Source organism: Variovorax sp. GW821-FHT09B05 (genome assembly GCF_059418265.1).
Genome location: NZ_JBWKPN010000010.1, coordinates 66,998 through 86,171 on the forward strand (window position 1 = coordinate 66,998; position 19,174 = coordinate 86,171).

The 19,174-nt window shown below is 73.6% G+C and carries 10 protein-coding genes; all 10 read left to right on the forward strand.

Annotation, left to right across the window (positions count from 1 at the left end; translation table 11 throughout):
* Positions 1-177 precede the first annotated feature (177 nt).
* The 10 genes from AC07RM_RS24730 (at position 178) to AC07RM_RS24775 (ending at position 19,172) form a co-directional block, all read left to right on the forward strand.
* Positions 178-1,059 (forward strand): hypothetical protein, encoded by an 882-nt coding sequence (locus AC07RM_RS24730; RefSeq protein ID WP_495336246.1) that lies wholly within the window; start codon positions 178-180, stop codon positions 1,057-1,059.
* On the forward strand, positions 1,059-2,780 hold the full coding sequence (gene recJ / locus AC07RM_RS24735) for a single-stranded-DNA-specific exonuclease RecJ (RefSeq protein ID WP_495336247.1): 1,722 nt from the start codon (positions 1,059-1,061) through the stop codon (positions 2,778-2,780). The genes AC07RM_RS24730 and recJ overlap by 1 nt, the downstream gene beginning before the upstream one ends.
* Positions 2,781-2,977: 197 nt before the next feature.
* Entirely contained in the window at positions 2,978-3,799 is an 822-nt protein-coding gene (locus AC07RM_RS24740; RefSeq protein ID WP_495336248.1) for an SDR family NAD(P)-dependent oxidoreductase, read from the forward strand.
* Positions 3,800-4,124: 325 nt separating this feature from the next.
* Positions 4,125-8,414 carry a DUF4132 domain-containing protein gene (locus AC07RM_RS24745; RefSeq protein ID WP_495336249.1) on the forward strand — a complete coding sequence of 1,430 codons (4,290 nt, stop codon included), beginning with the start codon at positions 4,125-4,127 and terminating at the stop codon, positions 8,412-8,414.
* Entirely contained in the window at positions 8,411-8,863 is a 453-nt protein-coding gene (locus tag AC07RM_RS24750) for a hypothetical protein (protein WP_495336250.1), read from the forward strand. Before AC07RM_RS24745 ends, AC07RM_RS24750 begins: the two co-directional genes overlap by 4 nt.
* On the forward strand, positions 8,860-12,294 hold the full coding sequence (locus tag AC07RM_RS24755) for a DUF4132 domain-containing protein (RefSeq protein ID WP_495336251.1): 3,435 nt from the start codon (positions 8,860-8,862) through the stop codon (positions 12,292-12,294). The genes AC07RM_RS24750 and AC07RM_RS24755 overlap by 4 nt, the downstream gene beginning before the upstream one ends.
* Positions 12,295-12,369: 75 nt before the next feature.
* Positions 12,370-13,512, forward strand: a complete 1,143-nt coding sequence (locus AC07RM_RS24760; RefSeq protein ID WP_493214076.1) for an ATP-binding protein — start codon at positions 12,370-12,372, stop codon at positions 13,510-13,512.
* A gap of 1 nt (position 13,513) precedes the next feature.
* Complete coding sequence (locus AC07RM_RS24765; protein WP_495336252.1) at positions 13,514-15,922, forward strand: DUF5682 family protein; 2,409 nt, start codon at positions 13,514-13,516, stop codon at positions 15,920-15,922.
* Complete coding sequence (locus AC07RM_RS24770; protein WP_057596088.1) at positions 15,919-17,043, forward strand: VWA domain-containing protein; 1,125 nt, start codon at positions 15,919-15,921, stop codon at positions 17,041-17,043. The genes AC07RM_RS24765 and AC07RM_RS24770 overlap by 4 nt, the downstream gene beginning before the upstream one ends.
* Positions 17,040-19,172, forward strand: a complete 2,133-nt coding sequence (locus AC07RM_RS24775; RefSeq protein WP_495336253.1) for a YehQ family protein — start codon at positions 17,040-17,042, stop codon at positions 19,170-19,172. Before AC07RM_RS24770 ends, AC07RM_RS24775 begins: the two co-directional genes overlap by 4 nt.
* Positions 19,173-19,174: the final 2 nt, after the last annotated feature.

Below are 19,174 nucleotides of genomic sequence, written 5' to 3' on the forward strand. Positions count from 1 at the left end.
GGGCGACGGCATGGGTCGGTTCATGGGAAAAAGGGTGAAGGCGAAGAGGAAGGCGGGCGGAATTGTGGCATCCCGGACAATAGGCCCATGGCCGAACCCGCTCCCGCCCGTCATCTCCTGATTCCCTTTGCCGGCCGCGGTTCCCCGTCCTGCCGCGCAGCCCTCCCAACCTTAAGGTTGCCGAAGCTCGAGGCCCTGCTCGGCCGGCTCGCCGTCACGGCCACCGACACGCAGGACGAAAGCACCCGCTCCCCGCCGCACGAACGCGCCCTGGCGCGCGCGCTCGGCATCGCCGCGGCCGACGGCTGCATCCCCTGGGCCGCGCTCGAGGCACGTCAGAACGGCGCCGCCGAAGCGAGCGACACCGGCGCCTGGGGCCTGGTCACTTTGTGCCACTGGCAGGTCGGCATCGACGACGTGGTGCTCGGCGATCCCTCCGCGATCGAGATCGACGCCGAGGAGTCGGCCGCGCTGCTGGCCGCGGCGCGCCCCTTCTTCGAGGAGGACGGCATCGCGCTGCATCCGTCCGCGCGCCCCGGCCGCTGGCTCGCGCACGCGCCGATCTTCCAGGACCTCGCCACCGCCGCCATCGACCGCGCCGTGGGCCACCCGATCTCGCAGTGGTCGCCGCTGGCCGATGCCGCGCGACCGCTGCGCCGGCTCCAGAACGAGATGCAGATGCTGCTCTACACCCAGCGCGTGAACGACGACCGCGCCGCGCGCGGCGCGCCGCCGATCAATTCCTTCTGGCTCAGCGGCACCGGCGCGCTCGCGGCCGGTGCCATCAGCCCCGAAGGCCCCGTACCGCAGGTCGACGATTCGCTGCGCACCGCCGCGCTGCACGACGACGGCATCGGCTGGGCCGAGGCCTGGCAGGCGCTCGACGCGGGTCCGATCGCCGCGCTGCTCGACCACTACAACGCGGGCGCCCCGGTCGCGATCACGCTGTGCGGCGACCGCACGGCGCAGCGCCACGAGATCCAGCCGCGCGGCTTCGTGGGCTGGGCGCGCAGCCTGTTCGAGCGGCCGCGCGCCGCCGCCGTGCTGGAGACGCTCTGATGAAGATCCACCCCCGCGACATTCCCCCGCGCAGCGCCTGGGCCCTCGAACAGGCCGGCGTGCATCCGCTGCTGGCCCGGCTGTTCGCCGCGCGCGGCGTCAGCGCCAAGGACGAGCTCGACGACGGCCTGGCGCGCCTGCTGCCGCCCGACACCCTGCGCGGCACGCAGGAGGCCGCGGTGCTGCTGGCCGACGCGATGGCCGCCGACAAGCGCCTGTGCATCGTGGCCGACTACGACTGCGACGGTGCCACCGCCTGCGCGGTCGGCGTGCGCGGCCTGCGCCTGCTGGGCGCGAAGAACGTGAGCTACCTCGTGCCCGACCGCGTGGTCGACGGCTACGGCCTCACGCCGCCGATCGCCGAGCGCGTGGCCGCGAGCGGCGCCGACATGCTGATCACGGTCGACAACGGCATCGCCAGCGTCGACGGCGTGGCCGCGGCCAAGGCGCGCGGCCTGCAGGTGCTGGTGACCGACCACCACCTGCCCGGCCCCGAGCTGCCGATCGCCGACGTGCTGGTGAATCCCAACCATCCCGACTGCGGCTTCGAGAGCAAGTGCATCGCCGGCGTCGGCGTGATGTTCTACGTGCTGCTCGCGCTGCGCTCCGAGCTGCGCCGGCGCGGCGTGTTCGACGTGGCGACGCAGCCCAAGCTCGACGCGCTGCTGCCGCTGGTGGCGCTGGGCACCGTGGCCGACGTGGTGAAGCTCGACGCCAACAACCGCCGGCTGGTGGCGCAGGGCCTGCGCCGCATCCGCGCCGGTGCCATGCCCGCGGGCGTGTCGGCGCTGTTCAAGGCCGCGGGCCGCGTGGCCGCCGCGGCCACCACCTTCGACTTCGGCTTCGCGCTCGGCCCGCGCATCAATGCGGCCGGCCGGCTGGCCGACATGACGCTGGGCATCGAATGCCTGCTGACCGAGGACGCCGCGCGCGCCGACGAACTCGCGCGCCTGCTCGACGGCATCAACCGCGAGCGGCGCGACATCGAGGGCGGCATGCGCGACCAGGCGCTGCTCTTGGCCGAGTCGCTGTTCACCGTCGACGGCGAAGGCACCGAGACCGTGCCCGCTGCCATCAGCGTGTTCGATGCCGACTTCCACGAGGGCGTGGTCGGCATCGTGGCCTCGCGCATCAAGGAACGCTTCCACCGGCCCACCTTCGTGTTCGCGGCCAGCGGCGCGCCCGGCAAGGAGCACGAGCTCAAGGGCTCGGGCCGCTCGATCCCGGGCTTCCACCTGCGCGATGCGCTGGACCTCGTCGCCAAGCGGCATCCGGGCGTGCTGCTGCGCTTCGGCGGCCATGCGATGGCGGCCGGCTGCACGGTCGCGCGCGAGCAGTTCCAGACCTTCGAGCGGGCGCTCGCGCAGGTGGCCGACGAATGGCTCGATGCCGCCACGCTCACGCGCCGCATCGACACCGACGGCCCGATCTCGCGCGAGTATTTGCGCGTGGACCTGATCGACACCCTGCACCGCGAGGTCTGGGGCCAGGGCTTCGCGCCGCCCACCTTCAGCGAGGAGGTCGAGGTGGTGTCGCAGCGGCTGGTCGGCGAGCGGCATCTCGCGCTCAAGCTGCGCCACCAGGGCCAGCCCATCGACGGCATCTGGTTCGGCCACACCGACCCGCTGCCGCCGCGCGTGAAGCTGGCATTCCGGCTCGACGCCGACGAATGGCAGGGCGTGCGGCGCGTGCGCTTCCTGGTCGAGGGCGCGGAGATCTGAAGCGTTCGAGCCCCGGCCACAGGTTACGCCGGGGTTTCCGCTGCAAGCAATTGCGTGCGCTGTCCCGCCACGGCGGGCGCGCGGTCGGTACACATTCCTACAAGGAAGGCGCGCGAGCCTTCTACGCTGGCTTCCATGCACGGCGCGCCACGGCCGATTTCCGGCAGCGTCCACGCGGTGCAACGCAGGAGACCGGCATGCAGACACCCTCCCCCGACGTGTTCCCCGGCGCCGAACGCCGCCCGCTCGCGCTGGTGACCGGCGCCTCCTCGGGCATCGGCTACCAGCTCGCGCGGCGCGCGGCCGAACATGGCTACGACCTGCTGATCGGCGCCGACGAATCGCTGGCCCAGGCCGAGGCCGACCTGCGCGCGCTGGGCGCGCGCGTGTTCGCGGTGCGCGAGGACTTCGCCACGCGCGACGGCGTCGACGCGCTGCTCGCGGCCTGCGAGGACCGGCCGATCGACGTGCTGTTCGCCAACGCGGGCCACGGCCTGGGCCATGGTTTCCTCGACCAGGAATTCCACGACGTGCAGCACGTGATCAACACCAACGTGACCGGCACGCTCTACCTCGTGCAGCGCGTGGGCCGCGCGATGCGCGATCGGGGCCAGGGCCGCATCCTCATCACGGGCTCGATCGCGGGCTTCCAGCCCGGCGCCTTCCAGGCGGTCTACAACGGCACCAAGGCCTTCATCGATTCCTTCGCGATGGCGTTGCGCAACGAGCTCAAGGACACGGGCGTGACCGTGACCTGCCTGATGCCCGGCGTGACCGACACCCACTTCTTCGCACGCGCCGACATGCTCGACACGCGCGTGGGCCAGCAGTCCGACAAGGCCGATCCGGCCGAGGTGGCGAGGGAAGGTTTCGAGGCGCTGATGAAGGGCGAGAGCGGCGTGATTGCGGGCTGGCGCAACAAGATGCAGGTGGCGCTGTCGCGCGTGATGCCCTCGCCCGCGCTGGCCGAGCAGCATCGCAGGATCGCGGAACCGGGCAGCGCGCACGCGCCTTCTTGAGCCGTCCCGGACCGTCGACGCGCGAACGTCAGAACCTTCTTCGTACATTCCCGACGCCCTACGTAGCCTTGCGACTTTTGGAGGTGCACGCGAGCGTGCCTCGCGGGCATGATCGCGCCCATGCGTTGTCCTTTCCCGATCGCTCCGGCGCACAGCATGCGATTGCCGGGTGCCCATCGGGCGCCTGCGTCTTGAACCCCCGCGCCCTTCGATGCGCCGCTTGCACGCGGCGTTCACATGGCGCGCCTATCCTGCCTCCAGGCTTGCGTACGGCAACGCTTCTTGATGTCCGCTCATCGACGAACCCCAGGAGGATTTTCTTTCCATGCGCCGTTTTGAACTGATCGAGGGAACCGCCAGCAAGTTCTGGGAAGTGGAACAGGCGGAGAACGATCTCAACATCCGCTGGGGCCGCATCGGCACCGCGGGCCAGAGCCAGACCAAGTCCTTCGCCGATGCCGCGAAGACCGCCACCGCGCTGACCAAGCTGGTGAGCGAGAAGACTGGCAAGGGCTACAAGGAAGTCGGCGTGAGCGCCGATGCGAGCATCGGCAAGACCGAGGCCAAGCCCAAGGCGGAAACGCCTGCTGCCGCACCCGCCGCCGCACCTGCGACCTCACCCGTGGAGGCAGCGGCGAAGGTCACCGCATCCGCGCCCGCACCCGCCACGCCGGCACCACCGCCCGTCGCGAGCGAAAGCCTCGACAGCCAGTGCGAGCGCGTCGTCGAGGCCGTGCGCATCGCGATCGAGGACGGCAGCGTCAAGACCGGCGACAAGTTCTCGGCCGCCGCGCTCAAGCGCCAGTACGGCGTGAGCGAGCAAGGCGCCACGATGGCCTTCGAGGAGCTCAAGTCCCATGGCCTGCTGTCGGGCTGGGGCACCACCGCCGAGGTGCGCGAGAAGGCGCAGGATGCGGCGCGCGAGCTCGCGCAACGCACGGTGGCCGCGCACGGCGAGACGCCCGCCCAGCCCGTGACCGAAGGCGCGCCGCCCTGGCTTGCGCAGGGCGCGCCGCTGCGCATCACGGCGCAGACGCGCGAGTTCGCCTATGCCTCGCGGCGCTTTCCGTCGACCCGTCCGGTGCTCGACCTGGCGCAGGCCTGGATCCGGGCCTGCAACGACCTCGAGCTGCCGCTGGACCTGGCCGCGACCGATGCCGCGCTGCGGCCCGCGGCCGAGCGCATGCTCGCGCGCGACAAGCCCACCACGCCCGCCCCGGATGCCGAGGCCGATGCGCTGCTGCTGGCCTTCATGGACCACAACACGCGCCGCGACAAGGCCGGCTCGGTGGTGTTCCTGATCCAGTACCTGGTCGCGCAGTACGGGCTGGCCGGCGCGATCGAGGTCTACCTGTCGGCACTGCGCCTGCAGGTGGAAGGCAGCTACGACCAGCAGGCCAAGAAGTGGCGCAGCCGTTTCTCGGGCAACCCCGGCCAGGCCGTCAACCACGGCTGGTATGGCGCCGTGGGCGATGCCGAGGAAGTGCTGCGCGAGCAGCTCTCGACCGCACCCGAGGCCGAGTGGCAGCAGTGCGCCGACCTGATCGAGGCCGCGCTGCCCTCGCTGCATCCGAGCCGCCAGCCGCTGGCGGCGCTGCTGCTGCCCGAACGCCCCGAACTCTCGAACGCGCTCGCGCTGCGGCTGGCCGGCGAGAAGGACAGCGGCGAGACGCTGCACTGGCTGCTTCTGACCATCACCGATGCCGCCGCCGCCGCGCAGGCCGCGAAGGTGCGGCTCAGCTATTCGAGCGGCTTCTGGGGCCACTACAAGATGACGGCCACCGCGCTGCTCGAACGCGGCACCGAGGCCGTGGCGCTGCTCGAGCGCGGCGCGGCCGAGGAGCACGCGGGCGAGACGCTCGCGGCCATCGGCACGCCCGAGGCGGTGGCGGCGCTCGCCAAGGTCGCGAGCGGTTCGAAGGCGGCATTGGCGCGGCTGTCGCTCGCGGTGGACCGCTGGCCGCAGGCCGCCATCGTCGCGCTGTCGCGGCTCGTGGCCGCCGGCGGCAAGGACGCGGGCCTGCTCACGCCCAGCCTCACGCGGCTGCTGCGCGCGCATGGCGGCGTGGTCGACGGCCTGCGGCCCTGGCTCGATGCCGGCGCGCAGGGCGCGATCGACCGCCAGCTCGCGCTGCTGTCGGGCCCGAGCGAAGTCGCCGAGGCGAGCGAGCTGCCGGGCGTGCTGGCCGCGCCGCCCTGGCTCGCCAAGGTGCAGAAGAAGGCGGCCGCCGTGCTGGCGCTCGAGCCGCTCGCGCTGGCGCCCGTCGAGCAATGGGCACCGGGCGCGCGCGAGGAGGCGCAGCGGCCCGGCACTTCGTGGCAGGTGAACCGCTTCGCGACCGCGCGCACCGACGTGCAGGTGATGCTCAAGGAACTGGGCTTCGAGAGCAAGGCCAGCAAGCTCGCGCACGAGGAGCAGGTGAAGCTGATGCAGGCCGCCTACGAGGCCGAGGACATGCCCGATGCCGCGGTGCTGCAGGACATCCACCAGCGCGGCGAGGCGCGCGAGAAGGAACTGCTCGCGAGCCTGCGCGACCCGATCCTCGACACCGCGCGCGAAGGCATCCGCAGCGGCGATGCGAGCAAGCTGATCGCCGCCTGGCGCGGCATGCTGGCCGCGCGCAAGCAGGAGCGCTACTACTTCTTCTGGTTCGATGCGCGCTATGCGGCGCTGCTGCCGCCCGAGCTCGGCGTGCCGTTCTGGAACGCGGTGGCGGGCCAGGCCGAGACCCAGGGCGCCGACTTCGTGATGGCGAACTTCGGCCTGCCCGCGCTGCCGGGGCTGCTGTCGGTGGTGCGCGCCAAGCCCGGCGAGAACCTGCAGCTGGCGCTGAACTACGGCGCGGTGGAACTCGCGGCACCGGCCGCGCGCGCCTTCGCCAAGCTCAAGACCGTGCGCCAAGCCGGCCGCGACTGGCTGCTCAAGTACCCCGAGCACGCGGCCTGCGGCCTGATCGCGCCCGCGCTCGGCAAGGCCGGCGAGGCGCGCGACGCGGCGGGTTCGGCGCTGCGCCTGCTGCAGGCCGAGGGCCATGCCGAACTGCTGCTCGAAGTGGCAGGCCGCTACGGCAAGGACGAGGCGGTGCAGGCGCTGCGCGCCGTGCTCGAGGAAAGCCCGCTCGACCGCTTCCCCACCAAGCGCGCCAAGCTGCCCGAGTTCTGGCAGCCGCGCGGCTGGCGCCGGCCGGTGCTGCGCAACGGCAAGGCACTGCCCGACGAGGCGCTCGACCACCTGGGCCAGATGTTCACCTTCCCGACCAACGAGGAGGTCTACGGCGGCATCGCGGTGGTCAAGGAGGCCTGCGCGCCCGAGTCGCTGGCCGACTTCGCCTGGGACGCCTTCAGCGCCTGGCTCGAGGCCGGCGGCCCGAGCAAGGAAGGCTGGGCGCTCACGGTGCTCGGCTTCCTCGGCAACGACGACACGGCGCGCCGGCTCACGCCCTTCATCCGCGCCTGGCCCGGCGAGGCCGCGCATGCGCGCGCCGTCACCGGCCTCGACGTGCTGGCCGGCATCGGCTCCGACGTGGCGCTGATGCTGCTCAACGGCATCGCGCAGAAGGTGAAGTTCAAGGGCCTGCAGGACCGCGCGCGCGAGAAGATCGACGCGATCGCCGAGGCACGCGGCCTCTCGACCGAGGAACTCGAGGACCGGCTCGCGCCCGACCTCGGCCTCGACGAGCAGGGCACCCTGCTGCTGGACTTCGGCCCGCGCAGCTTCAAGGTCGGCTTCGACGAGGCGCTCAAGCCCTATGTGCGCGAGCGCGCCGACGGCGTCGACGGCGCGCGCCTGTCCGACCTGCCCAAGCCCAAGAAGACCGACGACGCCGAGAAGAGCAAGGAAGCGGTCGAACGCTTCAAGCTGCTCAAGAAGGACGTGCGCACCATCGCGAGCCAGCAGCTGCTGCGGCTCGAGGTCGCGATGTGCGTGCGCCGGCGCTGGACGCCCGAGGTGTTCCGCACCTTCCTGGTCGAGCATCCGCTCGTGCGCCACCTGGTGCAGCGGCTGATCTGGGGCGTTTACCGCGTGCAGGGCGAGGCCAGCTACGGCGGCGAACTGCAGGCGTGCTTCCGCGTGGCCGAGGATGGCAGCTTCAGCACCGCCGAGGACGATCCCTTCGAACTGCCCGCGGGCGAGGACATCCGCATCGGCGTGCCGCATGCGCTCGAGCTCTCGCCGACCGACGCCGGCGCCTTCGGCCAGGTGTTCGCCGACTACGAGCTGCTGCAGCCCTTCGCGCAGATCGGCCGCGACACCTACGTGCTGACCGAGGACGAGAAGAAGAGCCAGAAGCTCGAGCGCTGGAAGGACGCCACCGTGCCCACCGGCCGCGTGCTGGGCCTGGTCAACAAGGGCTGGCGCCGCGGCGAGGCGCAGGACGGCGGCGGCATCTGGTACTTCACCAAGCCGCTGGGCCCGAGCCGCGTGATCGAGCTCTACCTCGACCCCGGCATCATCGTCGGCATGGTCGACGAGTACCCCGAGCAGAAGCTCGGCGAGGTGCAGGTCGGCAAGCCCTCGGGCTGGGGCAACATGCAGAACGCCGAGACGCTGGACCAGCTCGATCCGATCTCGGCCAGCGAGCTGATCCGCGACATGGAAGGGCTGCGCGCTTGAGCGCGGCCGCCGCGCGGCCGAGGTCCTGGCTGCTGGCCGCGGGCCTGCTGCTCGCGGCGCTGGCCCCCGCGGCCGCGCGTGACGTGGCGCCCGAGGTGCCGCCGCAGGTCGACACCGTGGCCACCGGCGGCGAATGGCGCACGGCGCGCGACGGCGGCGTGCTGCGCATCGTGATCGTCCACCAGGGCTTCGAGCACATGCACTCGCGGCTGTGGCTCGAATGGCTGGCGAGCGGCGAGCGCGGGCCGGCGCGCCGGGTGGCGCGGGTGCTGGTCAAGGAGCTGTCGGGCGGCATGAACGTGCTCGCCGTCGACGAGCGCGCCCGCACCTTCGAGGGCCCGCGCATCCGGCTGCGCAGCACCCACAGCTATTCCCACGAGACCACCGACATCGCGATCGAGGCCGGCGCGCCCGGCCGCTACCAGCTGCTCGAGCAGCCCTCCAGATGACCGTTTCCAGCTTCGCCCTGCCACCCGAACTCCAGAACGCGCTGCCGCCCGGCGAGCCCGGCGCGAAGCCCCCGCCCAAGGCCGCCTCGCTGCTCACGCTGCGCAAGCGCGTGCTCGACAAGTGCGGCGACTACGCGGTCGATGCGCTGCTGCCCGAGCCCTTCGAAGTGCGCTCGCCCGCCACGCGCGGCTGGCTCGAGGCCGCGATGGACGGGGCCGACACGCGGCTGCTGGGCCTGATGATCGCGCGCTTCCGCGAGCAGGCCTACACCGGCCGCGACGAGCCGGCCGAGGCGCTGGTGCACTGGCTGGTGCTGCAGCACGGCCTGGCCACCGCCTTCGACGCGCTGCTGCATGCGGCGCGCTGGCGCCGCGAACGCATCGGCCACAAGCCGCTGCGCCAGGATGCGCCGCCCGACGACGGCGCCCATTCCTTCTGGGGCCAGCCCGCGAGTTCGCTGTGGCAGTTCCGCGGCCACTGGATGGAGGCCGACGCCGCGACGCGCGCCGCCTGCATCGAGCGGCTGCGCGCGCTCGACCCGCAGCTGCCGCTGGCCGCGCGCGCCCGCTTCGCGATCGCATTGCCCGAATGGCGCCCGCACGCGCGGCAGCTGTTGGACCAAGCCACGCCCGAGCAGCTCGAGCGCTGCGGTCCCTGGCTGCGCTGGGCCGCCGGCCTGCCGCTGGCCGAGGTGGCGGGCGACGGCATGCGGCTGCTCGACCAGCCCGCGCTGCTCGCGCTGCTGCTGCGCGAACACGGCGAGGCGCTGCTGCCGCTGCTGCTGGACCTCGGCGCGCGCCAGCGCAGCGTGGCCGTGGCCTGGACGCTGGCCGCCTTCGACACGCCCGAGGCCACCGAGGCGCTGGCGCGCATGACCGCCGCCGATGCCGCCTGCGCCAAGGCGCTGGGCTGGGTCGCGGGCGAACGGCCCGAGCGCTGCTTCCTCGCGCTCGCGAAGGTGCTCGAGGACGGCGGCCTGCCCAAGGCCGGCGCCGCGCGCCTGGTGCCGCAGCTCAAGACCCTGGCCGGCACGCTCGGCGAGCGCTTGCCCGCGCTGTTGCCGGCGCTGCCGGCTGCCGTGCGGCGCCAGCTCGGCGCGGTCGCCGACCAGGCGGGCGCGGCACCAGAAGCCTTCGCCGAACGCGCGCGCTGGCCCGCGGTGCTCGCCGACCCGCCCTGGGCGCGGCGCGCCGCCGACGCGGCGCCGCCGCTGGTGCTGACCGGCCTGCCCGTGCTCGAGGTGCCGCCCGAGGAGGACTGGGGCGACGAGGTGCGCCAGGACTGGATCGACCGCGACACGCCCTATGTCTACCGCCAGCCGATGGAGGCCGAGCGCGCCATCGGCGAGCGGCTGCGCGAATGGACGCCGGAGCGCGTCGCCGCGCTGCACACGCAGCCGCCGCAGGAGCTGGAGCGCTTCATCGCCGACTGGCAACGCACGCACGACGATGCCGCGCCCGACCGCCGCCAGTACGGCAACTTCATTGCGGTGCAGGCCGCCTGGTTCCTGCCGCCGGCCACCGGGCTGGCGTTCTGGAATGCCGTCGGCAGCGGCAAGGAGGCGCCGCGCGCCGGCGGCTTCGTGGCGCGCTTCGGCGCCGCCGCGCTGCCGGGCCTGCTGCAGGCGCTGGCCAACGATGGCGACGAGCATTTCGTCGCACGCTTCATCGGCGCCACGCAGCTCGCGCCCTTCATGGCGCAGGCGCTCGCGCGCCGCCCGACACGCCGCGCGCACGCACGGCAGTGGCTGGTGCGCTTCGCGTCGCATGCCGCCGCCGGTCTGCTGCCCGCCGCGCTAGGCCCCGAGGGCGAGGCGCGCCAGCAGGCCCGCGCCGCGCTGCGCGCCATGGCCGCGCTGGAACGGGCCGAGGCGCTGCGCGCCATTGCGCGCCGCCATGACGACCCGGCCGTGGCGACCGCCGTCGATGCGCTGCTGGCCGAAGACCCGCTGCGCGACTTCCCGTCGCGCATCAACGCGCGCAGCAAGCTGCCGGCCTTCTGGCAACCGGCCGGCTGGCGCAAGCCGCGGCTGCGCGACGACGGCCTCGCGCTGCCCGACGAGGCGCTGCAGCCGCTGGGCCTGATGCTGAGCTTCGCGGCCGACCTGCCGCAGGGCTATGCGGGCCTGGACGCCGTGCGCGCCGCCTGCGAGCCCCAGAGCCTGGCCGACTTCGGCTGGGACGTCTGCGAATCGTGGGAGGCCGCGGGCGCCGGCGCGCCGGGCAACTGGGCGCTGCGCGCGCTCGGCCTCATCGGCACCGACGACACGGCGCGCCGGCTCGGCGCCCTCGTGCGGCGCTGGAGCGCGCCCGGCGCGGGCGGCACCGCCACGCGCATCGGCTGGGTGCTCGAGGCGCTGGCACGGCTGGGCAGCGACGTCGCGCTGATGCAGCTCGACGCGATCGCGCGCAAGAACCGCATCGCCACGGTGCGCCATTCGGCCGCCGAGAAGCTGGCGCAGGCCGCGGCCGAACGCGGCCTGAGCGGCGACGAACTCGAGGACCGGCTCGCACCCGACCTCGGCCTGGACGAACGCGGCAGCCTGCTGCTGGACTTCGGGCCGCGCCGGTTCCATGTCGGCTTCGACGAGGCGCTGGTGCCCTTCGTGCGCGAATCGGTCGAGGGCCGGCCGGGCGCGCGCCTGGCCACGGCGCCGCGGCCGCGCGCGAGCGACGATGCCGAACGCGCGGCCGCGGCCGCGGAACGCTTCAAGGCGCTCAAGCAGGATGCCGCCACCGTCGCGGCGCAGCAGCCGCTGCGGCTGGAACGCGCGATGCGCACGGGCCGCGGCTGGCCGGTGGAAGACTTCCGCCGCTTCATCGCCGGGCATCCGCTGATGCGCCACCTGGCCGAGCGGCTGGTGTGGGGCGTGACCGAGGGCGGGCGCGACGCGCGCGGGCTGACGCTGCTGCGCGCCGCCTTCCGCGTGAGCGCCGAGGGTGAATGGGTCGATGCCGACGAGGTGCCGCAGAGCCTCGACGACAGTGCTGCCGCGCGCATCGTCGTGGCCCATCCGCTGCAGCTGAGCGCCGCGCAGATCGCGGCCTTCGCGCAGCAGTTCGCCGACTACGAGCTGATCCAGCCCTTCGAGCAGCTGCACCGCGCCGTGCATGCGCCGCGCGAGGACGAACGCGCGCTGACGGCGCTCGCGCGCTGGTCGGGCCGCATCGCGCGGCCGGGTCCGCTGTGGGCGCTGGAATCGCGCGGTTGGCTGCGCGGGCGCGGCGGCGGCGGTGCCTACGACCACGCGTGGCGCGCGCTGCCCGGCGGCCGCACGCTGGCGCTGCGCTTCGGGCCCGGCCTCTACAACGCCGGCGCGGGCGAGGACCAGACGCTCGAGGTGCTGCACCTCGGCCACCCGTTCGGCGAACTCGATCCCATCGTCTTCAGCGAGGCGGTGCGCGACATCGACGCGCTGGGCGCGCGCTGAGGCGCGCTACGCCGCTCTGCTATGTTTGAGCGGGCACGACCCGCGCCCTTTTCAGATCCGACACCGATCCAGACCATGGCCACCTCCCGCAAGCCGACAGACACCTCATCCACTGGTTCCCCTGCCCTGCAGCGCCCGCCCGCCGAGATCCAGTACGCCGCGCAGATCGCGCAGCTGCAGGCACAGGACAAGGACCCGCGCCCGCCGGGCTGGGCCATGAGCCTGAAGGCCGCGCGCGCCTTCATCCTCGGCGATGCGCAACTGGGCATCGCGCCGAAGATCGTCGCGCCGGTCGCGAGCATCGAGCGCATGCTGGTCACCCTGGCCACCGGCCGCGGCCTGATGCTGGTGGGCGAGCCCGGCACCGCGAAGTCGATGCTCTCGGAGCTGCTGGCGACCGCGATCTCGGGCGTGTCCACGCTGACCATCCAGGGCGGCGCCTCGATCACCGAGGACCAGATCAAGTACGGCTGGAACTACGCGCTGCTGATCAACGAGGGCCCGAGCCCGCGCGCGATGGTGCCGGCGCCGCTGTACATCGGCATGCAGCAGGGCCAGGTGGTGCGCTTCGAGGAGATCACGCGCGCGCCGCTCGAGGTGCAGGACTGCCTGCTGGGCATGCTGTCCGACCGCGTGATGGCCGTGCCCGAGCTCTCGGGCGAGCACGGCATGCTCTATGCGCGCGAGGGCTTCAACATCATCGCCACCGCCAACACGCGCGACCGCGGCGTCAACGAGATGAGCGCCGCGCTCAAGCGTCGCTTCGACTTCGAGACCGTGTTCCCGATCCTCGACTTCGAGCGCGAGCTCGCGCTGGTGCGCGAATCGTCGGCGCGGCTGCTCGCGCAGAGCGGCATTCCGAAGACCGTGCCGCAGCCGGTGCTCGAACTGCTGGTGGCCACCTTCCGCGACCTGCGCGGCGCGCCCGCTTCCTCCGAGAAGAACGGCGGCGGCAGCGACGCCGCGATGGACCGGCTCACGGCCGTGATGTCGACCGCCGAGGCGGTCAACGTGGCGCATGCGGTGGGCGTGCGCGCCTGGTTCCTCGAGCAGCGCGAGGGCTCGCCGGCCGACCTGGTCGACTGCATCGCGGGCACGGTGGTCAAGGACAACGCCGACGACCGCGCCAAGCTGCGCCGCTACTTCGAGCAGAAGGCGGCCAAGCGCAGCGGCGAGCACTGGCGCGCCTACTACGAGGCCCGCCACCGCCTGCCCTGAGATGAACGCGCCCCACATCGTCGGCGTGCGCCACCACAGCCCCGCCTGCGCGCGACTGGTGGCCGAGCGCATCCGGGCGCTGCGCCCGGCCCATGTGCTGATCGAAGGCCCGGCCGACTTCAACGCGCGGCTCGAGGAGCTCTACCTGCCGCACCGGCTGCCGGTGGCGATCTACAGCTACCTCTCGGCCGGCGAGACGCACCACGGCTCGTGGTCGCCGTTCGCCGAGCACTCGCCCGAATGGCAGGCGCTGCAGGCCGGCCGCGAGGTCGGCGCCGAAGTGCGCTTCATCGACCTGCCGGCCTGGCACGACGCCTTCTCGCGCATGGAGAACCGCTATGCCGACGTGGCCGACACCCAGCACGAGGAACGCGCCGCGGCCTACGAGCGCGCGCTGACCGAGCAGCTCTCGGTGCAGGGCCGCGATGCGCTGTGGGACCACCTGTTCGAGGACGGCTGCGACAGCGCCGAACTCGCGCAGCGGCTGTCCACCTACTTCGAGCACCTGCGCGGCGAGGACCCGGGCTCGCTCGGCAACCAGGCGCGCGAGACCATGATGGCGCGCTGGATCGCCTGGGCCATGGCGCAGCCCGCGGTGCAGGCCGGCGCGCCGGTGCTGGTGGTCTGCGGCGGCTACCACGCGCCCGCGCTCGCGCGCTTGTGGCCGGGGCTGCCGGCGCAGATGCCCGAGACGCCCGAACCCGAGGTCGAGGTCGAGGTCGAGGACGCGCCCGATGCCGACCAGGCCACCGTGGTGCGCTACGGCTCCTACCTCGTGCCCTACACCTTCAAGCGGCTCGATGCCTTCGCGGGCTATGCCTCGGGCATGCCCTCGCCGGCCTACTACCAGTGGATGTGGGAACTCGGCCCCGAGGGCGCCGCCCACCGCGCGCTGCAGCAGGTGATGCAGCGGCTGCGCGACAGGAAACTGCCGGCCTCCACCGCCGACCTGATGGCGGTGCACCTGCGCGCGCAGGGCCTGGCGCGGCTGCGCGGCCACGAGAAGCCGCTGCGCTCCGACTGGCTCGATGCGCTGGCCGGCGCGCTGGTCAAGGAAGCGCTGGACGCGCCGCTGCCCTGGACCTACCGCGGCCCGATGCGCCCCGGCACCGCACCGGTGCTGGTGCAGGCGATGGACGTGCTGGCCGGCGACATCGCGGGCCAGCTCGCCGACGGCACGCCGCAGCCGCCGCTGGTGAAGTCGGTGCGCGACGAGCTCGCGGCGCACGGCATCGAGCTGCGCGGCCAGCGCAAGCTCGACCTGCTCGATGCCGCCGACCGCGCGCGCAGCCGCGTGCTGCACCGGCTCGCGCTGCTGCGCCTGCCCGGCGTGGTGCGCAGCCAGGGGCCGAAGCTCGCGATGTCGGGCGAACGCACCGAGGTCTGGACCCTGGGCCAGCCCTTCGAGCAGCAGGCCGCGCTGATCGAGGCCGGCGCCTGGGGCGCCAACCTGCACGACGCGGCACGCGCTCGGCTCGAGGACGAGCTGCGCCACGCGCAGGGCCGCATCGGCCCGCTGGCCGAGGGCCTCAACCAGGCCGCCTGGGCCGGCTTGCCGGCGCTCAGCGGCGCGCTGCTGCGCGAGCTGCAGCAGGCGATGGCGCAGGAGCCGCGCTTCGAGGCCATGGGCCCTGCCCTGGCGGTGATGCACACGCTGCTGCGCCACGGCCAGCTGCTCGGCATGGCCGACGCGCCGGTGCTGCGGGTGGCGATCGAGGCCGGCTTCGACCGCGCGCTGTGGCTGCTCGAGCCACCCGCCGCGATCGCGCCTTCCGACATCGACGCGCACCTGCAGGGCCATCTCGCGCTGCGCCGCATCGTGGCCGACGTGCTGGCCGACCGCGAGGACGCCGCGCAGGCCGAGCCGCTCGACGTGGAACCCGCGCGCGCGCTCGCCGTGTGGCAGCGCAAGGCGGCCGATGCCGGCGCGGCACCGCTGAGCCGCGGCGCGGCGCTGGGTGCGACGCTGAGCCTCGCGCACCGCGTGCCGCAAGCCCCGCAGGCCGGCGTGGCCGATGCGATGCAGCTGCTGCACGCGATGCCCGCGCCGGTGCTCGGTGATGCGCTCACGGGCCTGCTCGCGCTGGCGCGCGAGACGCTGTCGTCCGAGCCCGCCTTCGCCGCCGGCATGGACCGCACCGTGCAGGCGCTGGACAACGCCGACTTCGTGCGCGCCATGCCGAGCCTGCGCGCCGCCTTCGCCTGGCTGCCGCCGCAGGAGCGCGGCCGGCTCGCCGACCAGGTGCTGACGCTGCACGATGCCACCCACCTGTCGCGCCGCGCGCTCACGGCGCGGCACGAAGGCGAGGCCGCGCCCGAGGCGCTGGCCGCGGCGCGCGCCGCCGAGGACGCGGCGATCGCACGGCTCGCGGGCTGGGGCCTGAGCCTCGATACGGAAGAACAGCCATGAGCCTCGACATCCCCGATCCGCTGCAGCGCTGGCGCCTGCTGCTCGGCGATCCGGCCGAGCGGGCCTGCGGCGGCCTGAGCGCCGAGGCGCAGGCCGCCGACGCCGCGCTCGACTGGCTCTACGGCCGCGACGGCGATCGCGCGGAGCGCGGCGAACGCAGCGCCGGCCTCGGGCCCTCGGCGCTCAGCACGCCCGACTGGATCAACGCCATCCACACGCTGTTTCCCAAGGAAGTGATCGAGCGGCTCGAGCAGGACGCGGTGGAGCGCTACGGCATCGACGAGGTGGTGACCAACCTCGAGGTGCTCGAGCGCATCGAGCCTTCGGAGTCGCTGCTGCGCGCGGTGCTGCACACCAAGCACTTGATGAATCCCGAGGTGCTCGCGGCCGCGCGCAAGCTGGTGGCCGAAGTGGTGCGGCGCATCATGGAGAAGCTCGCGACCGAGGTGCGGCAGGCCTTCAGCGGCAGCCGCGACCGGCGCCGGCGTTCGCGCATGAAGGTGGCGCGCAACTTCGACTTCAAGCAGACGCTGGCGGCCAACCTGCACCGCTACGACCCGCAGCGGCGCAAGCTCTACGTCGAGCGACCGGTGTTCATCAGCCGCACCAAGCGCCATGCCGAACCCTGGGACATCATCCTGCTGATCGACCAGAGCGGCTCGATGGTCGACTCGGTGATCCACAGCGCGGTGATGGCCGCCTGCCTCTGGCAGCTGCCGGGCATGCGCACGCGGCTGGTGGCCTTCGACACCGCGGTGGTCGACCTCACGGCCGACGTGTCGGACCCGGTCGAGCTGCTGATGAAGGTGCAGCTCGGCGGCGGCACCGACATCGCCAAGGCCGTGGCCTATGCGCAGTCGCTGGTGGCCAATCCCGCGAAGACCATCGTGGTGCTGGTCAGCGACTTCTACGAAGGCGGCAGCCCCTACGAGCTGGTGCGCCGCGTGAAGGCGCTGGTGGAGGCCGGTGCCAAGGTGCTGGGCCTGGCCGCGCTCGACGCAAAGGCCGAGCCGAGCTACGACCGCGAGATGGCCGCGCGGCTGGTGCGCGAGGGCGCGCAGATCGGCGCCATGACGCCGGGCCAGCTCGCGGGCTGGCTGGCCGAGAAGGTGCAGGCATGACGGCGGTGCGCGGCGACCTGCTCGAACTCACGCCCGAGGCACTGACCGCGCTCGCCAACGCGGGCTTCGTGAAGCGCGCGCAGAAGGACGTGGCGGCCGGCCTGCTGCCGGTGCTCGAGACCGCGGACGACGGCACGGTGAGCGCGCGCTTCGACGACGGCGTGCGCACCAGCCTGCCGCCGGGCCGCACCCTGCGCGATGCGCAGTGCAGCTGTCCGGCCAGCGGCATGTGCCGGCACCGCGTGATGCTGGTGCTGGCCTACCAGGCGCAGGCGGCCAGTGCCGCGCCCGCGCCCTCGGCCACGCCGGCGGAGGACGAGGTCGACGCCTCGGCCGCCGGCGGCGAATGGAGCCCGTCTCATTTCGACGATGCCGCGCTCGCCGCGAGCTTCGTGCCCTCGGTGATCGAGCAGGCCCAGCGCCTGGCCGCCGCGCGGCCCGTGGTCGCGGTGCAGGCCTGGCGCAGCGCGAGCGCGCCACCGATCGCCAAGCTGCCGATGTGCAGCGTGCGCTTCTTCTCGCGCAGCTCGCTGGTGCATGCGCGTTGCGACTGCAAGCAGGGCAGCGGCTGCGCCCACGTGGTGGTGGCGCTGTGGGCCTTCCGCCAGGCCGGGCCGCTGGCCGCGGGCTCGCCCGAGCGCATGGTGGAGGTGCGCGCGCCGGCCGAAGGCGACGCGGCCGGCGACGGCCACCGCCCCGCGGCGCTGATGCAGGGCGAAGCCGCGCGCGCGCTGCAGGCGCAGCTCGAGGCGCTGAGCCTCTCGCTCTGGCTCGATGGCTCGAGCCAGCCGCTGATGGCGCTGGCGGCGCGCTTCGAGGCCGCGCGCGAGCAGGCGCGCGCGCTGGGCTGGCGCTGGGTCGAGGACGGCATCGACGAGCTCTGGCTGCTGCTGCAGGCGCAGCAGGCGCGCAGCAGCCGCTTCGATCCGCGGCGCCTGCTGCACGTGATGGCGGAACTCTGGGCGCGGCTGCGCGCGGCGGCCCATGCCGACAGCGCGGCCGGACCGCCGCCGCTGCCCGCGAGCCAGATCCTCGGTGTGGGCGTGAAGGGCGAGGTCGCGCTCGACCACCTGCGGCTGGTGTCGCTGGGCGCCGAGCTCTGGTCCGACGAGAGCGGCGAAGGCGCGAGCGTGATGTTCGCCGACCCCGACACCCAGGCCGTGACGGTGCTCGAGCGCCAGTGGTCGCGCGCCGACGATGCCACGGCCGGCGGCACGCCCGCGAACCTGCTGGGTCGCCGCGTCGCGGGCTTTCCGCTGCGGCAGCTCGCGAGCGGGCAGGTCATCACCAAGACCGCGACCCGGCGCGCCAACGGCCAGATCGACATCGCGCCGGGCGCGCGCCAGACCGGCGTGATGCCGCTGTCGCCGAAGTCTTGGGACGACCTCGTCGCGCCGCTCAAGCAGCCGAGCGTGCAGGCACTGGTCGCGCACCTGCGCGAGACCTCGCCCGACTTCGTGCGGCCGCGCCAGGCGGCGAGCGGTGCCGCGGCGGGCGCCTCGGGCCAGTTGCATGTGGCGGCCTTCGAGCACATGGCGGTGCTGGCCAGCCACTGGGATGCGGCGGCGCAGGTGCTGCATGCGCGCCTCGGGCGCGCGGCGGACGACACGGAAGCGGCCGCGCCTGCCGATGAAGTCCCGCCGCTGCATCTCGCCCTGCCCCATCGCGCGGCCGCGCCCGGCGCCGTCGATGCGCTCGCGCGCGCGCTCGCCGGCGAATGGGGCGCGCTGCGCGCCGTGGCCGGCAGCGTGCGGCTGCAGGACGGCGAACCCGTGATGCAGCCGACGGCCCTGCTGACCGCGCAGCGCGCCGTGGTGCTGCAGGCCGAGGCGCCCGCGCCGCAACCGCTGCCGCTGCAGGGCGAGCACGAGGAGCCGCCCGCGCTCAACGCGCTCGCCACCGACACCCTCGACCTGCTCGCGCTGTGGCTGCGCCAGGGCCTGCGCCACCAGGGCGGCGGCGCCGCCTCGCGCGCCGAGACGCAGGCCGCGCAACTCGAGCGGGCCGGACTCGCGCGCAGCGCCAGGCTGCTGCGCGGCGTGCTCGGCCAGTTGCGCGCGGCGCAGCGCGGCGCGCTGGTGAGCCAGCTCGCGCTGCTGAGCCTGTGGATGCAGGGCGTGGGGCAGTAGGG